Source organism: Variovorax sp. 10N432 (genome assembly GCF_056394465.1).
Genome location: NZ_JBFTHX010000085.1, coordinates 1 through 8,628 on the forward strand (window position 1 = coordinate 1; position 8,628 = coordinate 8,628).

General features: G+C 70.9%; 8 protein-coding genes and 1 pseudogene. 4 read left to right on the plus strand and 5 right to left on the minus strand.

What is annotated here, in order from left to right; translation table 11 throughout:
- The coding region (locus AC1DF3_RS36230; protein WP_478142705.1) for an integrase core domain-containing protein at nucleotides 1-154 on the plus strand (154 nt) is incomplete at its 5' end.
- On the opposite strand, the gene AC1DF3_RS36235 is transcribed toward AC1DF3_RS36230, so the two are convergent.
- From AC1DF3_RS36235 to AC1DF3_RS36245, 3 genes are all read right to left on the minus strand, one after another.
- Entirely contained in the window at nucleotides 151-996 is an 846-nt protein-coding gene (locus AC1DF3_RS36235; RefSeq protein WP_286530725.1) for a tetratricopeptide repeat protein, read from the minus strand. The two genes, AC1DF3_RS36230 and AC1DF3_RS36235, sit on opposite strands and share 4 nt — an antisense overlap.
- Nucleotides 993-1,952: an MlaD family protein gene (locus AC1DF3_RS36240; RefSeq protein ID WP_478142701.1), complete on the minus strand. Its 960-nt coding sequence runs from the start codon at nucleotides 1,950-1,952 to the stop codon at nucleotides 993-995. Before AC1DF3_RS36240 ends, AC1DF3_RS36235 begins: the two co-directional genes overlap by 4 nt.
- Before the next feature lie 101 nt (nucleotides 1,953-2,053).
- Complete coding sequence (locus AC1DF3_RS36245) at nucleotides 2,054-3,631, minus strand: AMP-binding protein (RefSeq protein ID WP_478142702.1); 1,578 nt, start codon at nucleotides 3,629-3,631, stop codon at nucleotides 2,054-2,056.
- Between the two features lie 160 nt (nucleotides 3,632-3,791).
- Here AC1DF3_RS36245 and AC1DF3_RS36250 point away from each other — a divergent pair, with 160 nt between their 5' ends.
- From AC1DF3_RS36250 to AC1DF3_RS36260, 3 genes are read left to right on the plus strand one after another with little or no spacing between them, the layout of a single operon-like run.
- Nucleotides 3,792-4,697 (plus strand): dienelactone hydrolase family protein, encoded by a 906-nt coding sequence (locus tag AC1DF3_RS36250; protein ID WP_286530728.1) that lies wholly within the window; start codon nucleotides 3,792-3,794, stop codon nucleotides 4,695-4,697.
- A gap of 42 nt (nucleotides 4,698-4,739) precedes the next feature.
- The gene (locus AC1DF3_RS36255) at nucleotides 4,740-5,666 is read left to right on the plus strand and encodes an alpha/beta fold hydrolase (RefSeq protein WP_478142706.1); all 927 of its coding nucleotides are present in this window, start codon (nucleotides 4,740-4,742) and stop codon (nucleotides 5,664-5,666) included.
- 19 nt (nucleotides 5,667-5,685) lie between these two features.
- Nucleotides 5,686-7,407, plus strand: coding sequence for an IlvD/Edd family dehydratase (locus AC1DF3_RS36260; RefSeq protein WP_478142703.1), 1,722 nt, complete (start codon nucleotides 5,686-5,688; stop codon nucleotides 7,405-7,407).
- 15 nt (nucleotides 7,408-7,422) lie between these two features.
- On the opposite strand, the gene AC1DF3_RS36265 is transcribed toward AC1DF3_RS36260, so the two are convergent.
- Complete coding sequence (locus AC1DF3_RS36265; RefSeq protein WP_478142704.1) at nucleotides 7,423-8,448, minus strand: YeiH family protein; 1,026 nt, start codon at nucleotides 8,446-8,448, stop codon at nucleotides 7,423-7,425.
- 7 nt (nucleotides 8,449-8,455) lie between these two features.
- Nucleotides 8,456-8,628, minus strand: a pseudogene (locus tag AC1DF3_RS36270) (porin); the annotation flags it as partial.

The window sequence follows — 8,628 nt, forward strand, 5'->3', positions numbered from 1 at the left end:
CGCCAGGCCCTACGAAAGCTCAGCTCAACGCGAGGCCGCGCTACAGCCCTTCATCCATCACTACAACTGGCATCGGCCACACTCAGCCCTCAACCATCAGCCGCCCATGAGCCGGATACCGGCCATGAACAACCTGCTGAAACTCGACACCTAGCGCGGCGCCGAAGCCAGCAGCTTCGCGGTGCGCTCGGCACCCGCCTTGTTGTCGGCCGCCAGTGCCACGTCGTGGGCCCGGCTCCAGTAGTCCCTGGCGAGCTCCGGCCTGTCGGCCGACGCCTGGCCCAGCAGCAGCAGGTCCTGGTAGATCTTCTCGCTCGCCCCGGCCGCCTTGTCCAGCTTCAGGGCCTCCTCGAGCGGCGCCACGGCCGCGGCGGGCGTCTTCAGGGCGATGCAGGCGCTGCCCTGCAGGCGCAGGGCGTTGGCGCGCTCGAGCGCGTCGTCCTTGGCCAAGGCGCCGTGGGCCTGCTGGGCGAAGCGCAAGCCTTCCTCGGGGCGCCCCGAGGTCAGCGCCAGATAGGCCTTCAGGTTGAGGATCTTGCCCCTGACGGCGCATCGGCTGCCGCAGAGCGCGTCGGCGCGATCGAGTGCTTGCGCGGCGCCGGCGCGGTCGCCGGCCTGGACCGCCATCGCCCGGCGCAAGGCGGCCTCGGCGCGGCGGTCGTTGCTGAACGCGAGCCGGGGCTCGTCCAGCACCCCGTCCAGCTGCTTCAGCGCCTCGTCCTGGCGCCCCATGCCCAGATAGACCATCGACAGGTTGAGCCGGGCGACGGCGATCGCATCGTCGTCCTCGATCGACTGCGCGAGCTGGAGCGCCTGCTCGAAATAGGTCAGCGCATGCGGCAGGTCGCCGGCCTTGTAGCGGTCCATGCCCTGGGTGTTGAAGCCCTGGGCCCGGATCTGCGCCGTCGAGCGCACGGGCGGCGTCGAGCAGGCCGCCAACAGGCCGGCCGCCACGACGCACACGACGACGGCGGCCCGCGCCGGTGCGCGACTCATTGCGCGTCCCCCGGCAGCGGCAGGCCGCCGATGCTGTCGATCGGCAGCGACTGCGGCGTGGTGGCGGTACCGGTCAGCCAGCTGATCGGCCAGGTCTGGCGCGCGTCGCTGACCATCTGGTTGGTCTGCGTCGCCGCCGCCTGGACCTGGTCGAGCACGCCGGGCAGTCTTTCGGCGGCCTGCGCCGCCATCGCATGCACCTCGGCGCTGGCCTGTTGCGAAGTGGCCGCCGCCTGCTGCACCTTCTCGATCACGGAAGGCGCGGCGTCGGCCACGACCCCGAGGGTCTGGTTGGCCTTGTTCAGCGTCGTCGCCGCGCCGCTCTCGACCGTCTTCACGGCCTGCTGCGCCTGCTGCAGCACCTCGCCGGCCTTCTCGGCGATGGCCGGGATCTTCGACGCCGCCTCCTGGCCGGCCTTCAGGGTCTGCTGGAACGGGCCCTCCGGATCGGTCAGGCTCTCGGTCAGCTTGCGCGCATCGGCGATCGCCGGCATCAGCGCGGCCTGCATGTCCTGCGCCAGCTGGCCAGCCACCCGGGGGCGCTCGAACGCCAGCACCTCGCCGGAGGCCACCGGTTGCGCACGGCCGCCGCGCGGGGCCACCAGCTCGATCGCCGGCTTGCCGAGCGCGTTGTCCTGGACCAGCCTGGCCCGGGTGCCCTTCGGAAACTCCGCCATGTAGTCGCGTCCGATGCCGAGCTCGACCCTGACCCCCTGGTCGCCGGACGGCGCCGACGAGGCCAGCAGGATGCTGCGCACGCTGCCGATCACCAGGCCGCGGGTCGTCACCGGCATGCCCTCGCTCATTCCGGCCGCGTCGGGGACCTCGACGAAAAGCTGGTCCTGGCGGCTGAACAGCCCCTGCTGGTAGGCGATCCAGGCCAGCAGGGCTGCGATGACCAGCACCAGCAGGGCCATGGCGGGGGCCGCCCAGCGACGGTTGTCGGAATTTGGCATCGAAGAACCTCCGTGGGGTGACAGTGAGAGCTCACAACGGTCACGCATGCTAGACCATCGGCCACCGCGCGGGGAGGCGTCGCTTCGCCTGACGGGCACGGTCAGTCGCGCATGCGCTCGGCGTCCTGCTGGCGCAGCACGCGGCGCAGGATCTTGCCGGCCGGGGTCTTCGGTACGGCCTCGCACAGCACCACGTCGCCGAGTTGCTTGTAGGCCACCACCCGCTCGGCGACCCAGGCCTTGAGGTCCGCGGCGGCCAGGGCGCCGCGCGCCACGACGTAGGCCACCGGCAGCTCGCCGGCACGGTCGTCGGGCCGGCCGATCACCGCGGCGTCGGCCACCTGCGGATGCGTGTACAGCAGGGCCTCCAGCTCGGCCGGGGCGACCTGGAAGCCCTTCACCTTGATGAGCTCCTTGAGCCGGTCGGTGACGGTGAGGTAGCCGTCGGCATCGATGGTGACGAGGTCGCCGGTGCGCACCCAGCCGTCGTCGGTGAAGGTCGCCGCGGTGGCATCCGGCTGGTTCAGGTAGCCCTTGAAGGCCTGCGGGCCTCGGAACCACAGCTCGCCGGACTGGCCGCGCGCCACGTCGGCGCCGGTCGCCGGGTCGACCACCCGCGCCTGCGTCCCGGGCAGGATCTGGCCGCTGGTGCCGGCGTGGATCCGGTCCGGGTGGCTCACGGTCACGCAACCCGAGGACTCGGTCATGCCGTAGCCCTGCAGCACCTTGCACTTCAGGCGTTCGGCGACCTTGTGTTCCAGTGCGGCGCCCAGCGGTGCCGCGCCGCTGCCGATCACTTCGAGCGACGACAGGTCGAAGTCGTCCACCATCGGGTGCAGTCCGAGGAAGTGCATCACCGGCGGCACCACGGCGAGGCGGGACACGCGGTAGGTGGCGATCGCCTTGAGGAAGGATTGAGGCTCGAAGCGCGGCACGGTCACCAAGCGGCAGCCGGCGACCAGTCCGCACAGCGTGATGATGGTGAAGCCGAAGATGTGAAACATCGGCAGGAAAGCCAGCAACACCTTGTCCGGCGGGTGCGCATAGGCCTGCAGGTACTGGCTCACGTTGGCGACGATGGTGGCGTGCGTCAGCATCACGCCCTTGGCCATGCCGGTGGTGCCCGACGAATAGGGCAGCGCGGCCAGCGCGTCGGGGTCGATGTCCGGCGCCGGTTCGGGATCGGTGCAGGCCATCAGCGACGCGAAGGCCAGCGCGCCCGCGGCTTCGCCCAGCACCACCACGGTGGCCCCGCCGGCCAAGGCCGCGGCTTCGCGCACGGTGGGCAGCAGGGTCGGCAGGGTGAATACGAAGCGCGCGTTGGCGTCGCGCATCTGGTGCGCCAGGTCGGCCGCGCCGTACATCGGGTTGGCGCCGCTCACCACGCCGCCGGCGGCCATGGCGCCGAGCGCGGCGATCGGCCACTCCGGCGAGTTCGGCGCGAACAGCAGCAACACGTCGCCGGGCTTGAAGCCCTGGGCCGCCAGGCCCGCCGCGAAGCGGCCGATCGCGTGGTCCAGCGCGCCGGAGGTCAGTTCGCGGCCGCTGGCGGCGTCCACCAGCGCGACCGCCTCGGGCCTTTCGCGCAAGCGCCGGCGAACCAACGCCGGCACGGTGGTCCGGGGCAATTCACCCGTGAGCGCAGGGCCTTCGATGATGCCGTGGCTGCTGTGGTCCATGTGCGCCCTCCTTGGACGCGCCGTCGAGGCGCCGGCGCCGATGTCTGTCGCGCCGCACGTTACGCCCACCTGCGGGCGGCGTCCAGACCCCGCGCGAAGGCCGTCGCACGCCGTTCGGATTTGCAGCTTATGCTCCGGGATCTTTTTCCAGGGAGCACCGATGCCGCCACGCCTCACAGCCCAGGACTTCGACCAGGACTTGCTCATTCTTTTCGATGCCTATGTCCATGGCCACCTGGACCGAAGGGGCTTCCTCGGGCAGGCGCAGAAGTTCGCCAAGGCAGGCGTCACCGCCGCCGGGCTGCTCGCCGCGCTGAGCCCCGATTTCGCGGCCGGCCAGCAGGTGCCGCCGAGCGACCCGAAGCTCAGGACCGAGCGCGTCGACTATCCCTCCCCCGCCGGCAGCGGCACCGTGAGGGGCTACCTGGCGCGACCCGCCGCCGCCGGCGCCACCCGCCTTCCCGCCGTGCTGGTGATTCACGAGAACCGCGGCCTCAACCCGCACATCGAGGACATCGCGCGGCGCCTGGCGCTGGACGGCTTCATGGCCTTCGCGCCCGACGCGCTGTCCCCGCTGGGCGGCTACCCCGGCGACGAAGACAAGGCCCGCGACGCCTTCGCCAAGCTGGACCAGGCCCATGCGCGGGAGGATTTCGTGGCCGCCGCCAGCTGGCTCAAGGCGCGCCCGGATGCCACCGGGAAGCTCGGCGCGGTCGGCTTCTGCTACGGCGGCGGCATCGTCCACGTGCTGAGCACGCGCATGCCCGACCTGAACGCCGGCGTGCCGTTCTACGGCAACGTGCCGGCGCCGGCCGAAGCCGCCAAGGTCAAGGCGCCGCTGCTCGTGCATCGGGCCGCCGTCGACGAGCGCATCAATGCGGCATGGCCGGCCTACGAAGCGGCGCTCAAGGCCGCCGGCGTCAGCGTCAGTGACTTCCAGTATCCGGGCACGCAGCACGGCTTCAACAACGACACGACGCCTCGCTACGACGCGGCCGCGGCCAAGCTCGCCTGGGCCCGCACGATCGAGTTCCTCAAGCTTCAACTGGGCGGCGCCGCCGGCTGAGGCGTGTTCACCCCCATCCCCTGGAGCTTCACGAACATGACCATCCGCCATGCGTTTTTCCTGGCCGCCCTGCTCGTTGCCGGGCTCTCGCTGGGCCAGGCCGCCGCCGCGCAGCCCGTGCTGCCGATCGGCTTCAAGACCCGCACGGTCGACGCGCAGGACGGCACGAAGCTCTTCGTTCGCTCCGGAGGCGCCGGCCCTGCCGTCGTCCTCATCCACGGATTCGGCGACACGGGCGACATGTGGGGGCCCCTGGCCGGGCAGCTGGCCAAGACGCACCTGGTCATCGTGCCCGACCTGCGCGGCATGGGGCGCTCGGCCAAGGCGACCGGCGGCTACGACAAGAAGTCGCAGGCCGCCGACATCCGGGCGGTCGTCACCGCCTTCAACCAGGACCGTGCGGCGGTGGTCGGCCACGACATCGGCACCATGGTCGCCTACGCGTACGCGGCGAGCTATCCGGACAAGGTCGACAAGCTGGTCGTGATGGACGCGCCGGTGCCCGGCATCGCGCCCTGGGACCAGATCATCCTGTGGCCCGCGCTGTGGCACTTCAATTTCGGCGGCCCCAATGCGGAGCGGCTGGTGGCGGGGCGCGAGCGCATCTACCTCGACCGCTTCTGGAACGAGTTCGCCGGCGATCCTTCCAAGATCGATGAAGCGACCCGCCGGCACTACACGAAGCTCTATGCCCAGCCCGGCGCGATGCGGGCGTCCTTCGCCCAGTTCAACACCATCGCGGCCAAGGATGTCGCGGACAACATCGCGTTCTCGCGCAACAAGCTGCCGATGCCGGTGCTGGCCATCGGCGGCGAGAAGTCCTTCGGCCCCAACATGGCGACGGTCATGCGCAACGCGGCCACCAACGTGCAGCAGGAGGTGGTCCCGAACGCAGGGCACTGGCTGATGGAGGAAAGCACCGAGACGACGGTCGGCCTGGTCGACAAGTTCCTCGCCGTCTCGCAGTAGGGTCGCCCAGGCGAGCGCCATGGACCCGAACCCGACCGGCCTCAGGAAGGGCCTGACCAGCTACGGCGACCAGGGCTTCTCCCTGTTCCTGCGCAAGGCCTTCATCAAGGGCGCGGGCTACACCAACGGCGCACTCGACCGTCCGGTGGTGGGCATTGCCAGCACGGGCAGCGCCTACAACCCCTGCCACGGCAACGCGACCCAGTTGCTCGAGGCGGTCAAGCGCGGCGTCATGCTGGCCGGCGGCCTGCCGATGGAATTCCCGACGATCTCGATCCATGAGAGTTTCGCCGCCCCCACCAGCATGTACCTGCGCAACCTCATGTCGATGGACACCGAGGAGATGGTGCGCGCCCAACCGATGGACGCCGTGGTGCTGATCGGCGGCTGCGACAAGACCGTGCCGGCGCAGCTGATGGGCGCGGCCTCGGCCGGCATCCCGTCGATCCAGCTCATCACGGGCTCGATGCTGACCGGCAGCCACCGCGGCGAGCGCGTCGGGGCCTGCACCGACTGCCGCCGCTACTGGGGCCGGTTCCGCGCCGGCGAGATCGACGACGACGAGGTGGGCGAGGTCAACGACCAGCTGGTCGCGAGCGTCGGCACCTGTTCCGTGATGGGCACGGCCAGCACCATGGCCTGCATCGCCGAAGCCCTGGGGATGACGGTACCGGGCGGCGCCTCGCCGCCGGCGGTCACCGCCGACCGCATGCGGGTGGCCGAACAGACCGGCACCCGGGCCGTGCAGATGGCGCGCGACGGCCTGTCGATCGACAAGGTTCTGACCCCGGCCGCCTTCGAGAACGCGATGCGCGTGCTGCTCGCGATCGGCGGCTCGACCAACGGCATCGTCCACCTGACCGCGATCGCGGGCCGCATGGGCCTGGACGTCGACCTGGACGCCCTCGACCGCATGGGCCGCGAGACGCCGGTGCTGCTGGACCTGAAGCCGTCGGGGCAGCACTACATGGAGGACTTCCATCGCGCCGGCGGCATGGCCACCCTGCTGCGCGAACTCAGGCCGCTGCTGCGGCTCGATGCGCTGACCGTGACCGGCCGCACGCTCGGCGAGGAGATCGAGGCCTCGGGGCCCGGCTTCGACCAGGACGTGGTGCGGCCCATCGCGCGCCCGATCTACCCGCAGGGCGGCATCGCGGTGCTGCGCGGCAACCTGGCCCCGGGCGGCGCGATCATCAAGCAGTCGGCGGCGGACGCCCGGCTGATGGAGCACGAAGGCCGGGCGGTCGTGTTCGAGAACATCGAGGACCTGGCCGAACGCATCGACAGCGACGACCTGGACGTCACGGCCGACGACGTGCTGGTGCTGAAGAACATCGGCCCCCGGGGCGCGCCCGGCATGCCCGAGGCGGGCTACCTCCCGATCCCGCGCAAGCTCGCACGGGCCGGCGTGAAGGACATCGTGCGCATCTCCGATGGCCGCATGAGCGGCACCGCCTTCGGCACCATCGTGCTGCACGTCACGCCCGAGTCGGCCATCGGCGGCCCGCTGGCCCATGTGCGCAACGGCGACCGGATTCGCCTGAGCGTGCGGTCCCGCGAGATCGCCCTGCTGGTGTCCGACGAAGAGCTGGCGCGCCGCGCCGAGGCATCGCCGGTGGTGACGCCGACCGCCGGGCGCGGCTACCGCAAGCTGTTCCTGGAGACCGTCACGCAGGCCGACCAGGGGGTGGACTTCGACTTTCTGCGGGCCGCGAAGACGATCGGGAAGGTGCCGGAGTAGACGCGCAGTCGGCGCTCACGCCGGCGCGGCGCCGCCCCAGTGCAGCCAGGCCATCACGAGCAGCGCCAGGAACAGCGTCTCGCCGACCATCAGGGCGATCGGCTTCCATCCCACCGTGGCGAGTTCCTTCAACTGGGTCTTCATGCCGATCGCGGCGATCGACGTGACGAGGCACCATTGCGACAGGTCCATGCCCGCCTGGGCGACGGCCTTGGGCACCCAGCCCGTGCTGTTGATGGCGACCAGCAGCGCGAAGGCCAGGGCGAACCAAGGCAGCAGCGGCGGGCGCGGGCCATCGACAGCGCCGCCCTGGTGCGCGCGCGTCATGAAACCCGCGAACGCGATCACGGGCAGCAGCATCGCGACGCGCAGCAGCTTCACGAAGGTGGCGGCATCGCCGGTGGCGGTCGACATGCCGTAGCCGGCACCCACCACCTGGGCCACGTCGTGGATCGTGGCGCCGAGGAAGATGCCGGCCTGCACCGGGTCGAGGCCCGCGGCGCGCACGATCATCGGATAGACCACCATCGCCAGCGTCGACAGCGCGCTGACGCCGATCACGGTAAACAGCGTGGCGCGTTCGCGCATCGGATGGTGCGGCATCGCCGCGGAAAGCGCCATGGCCGCCGAGGCACCGCAGATCGCGACCGAGCCGCCCGTGAGCAAGCCGAAGAAGCTCCGGTAGCCCATCAGCCTGGCGACCCCGATGCCCAGGCCGATGGTGAGCGCCACCGAGGCCACCACCATCACCACCGGATGCCAGCCCATGGCCGCGATCTGGCCGGTGGTGATGCGCAGGCCCAGCAGGGCCACGCCGATACGCAGCACCTGGCGGGCGGTCCACTCGATGCCCGGGGAGCAGGGGCTGTCGGCGGAAAGGAAGTTCATCGCCATGCCGAGCAGCAGTGCGAAGAGCATCACCGGCGCGCCATAGTGCTGCGACAGGAACATGGCGGCGGCGGCGACGACGGCGCTGGCGAGCACGCCGGGGAACAGCTGGCGTCCGAGCGCCGGCCAGCCGGTCAGGGTCAGTGCGGTCATGGGCGCTTCAGAAGATGTGGCGGATGCCGAGGTCGTAGCCGGTGGAGGTCTTGGCGGTCGGCACGACGCCATTGATCGGTTTCGCGTAGAAGGCCGGCCCGCCCACCGTGAGGTCGGCGCCGCCCTTGTTGTCGATGCGTGCCGCGGTCGCGTACACGGCCGTGCGCGCCGACAGGTTGT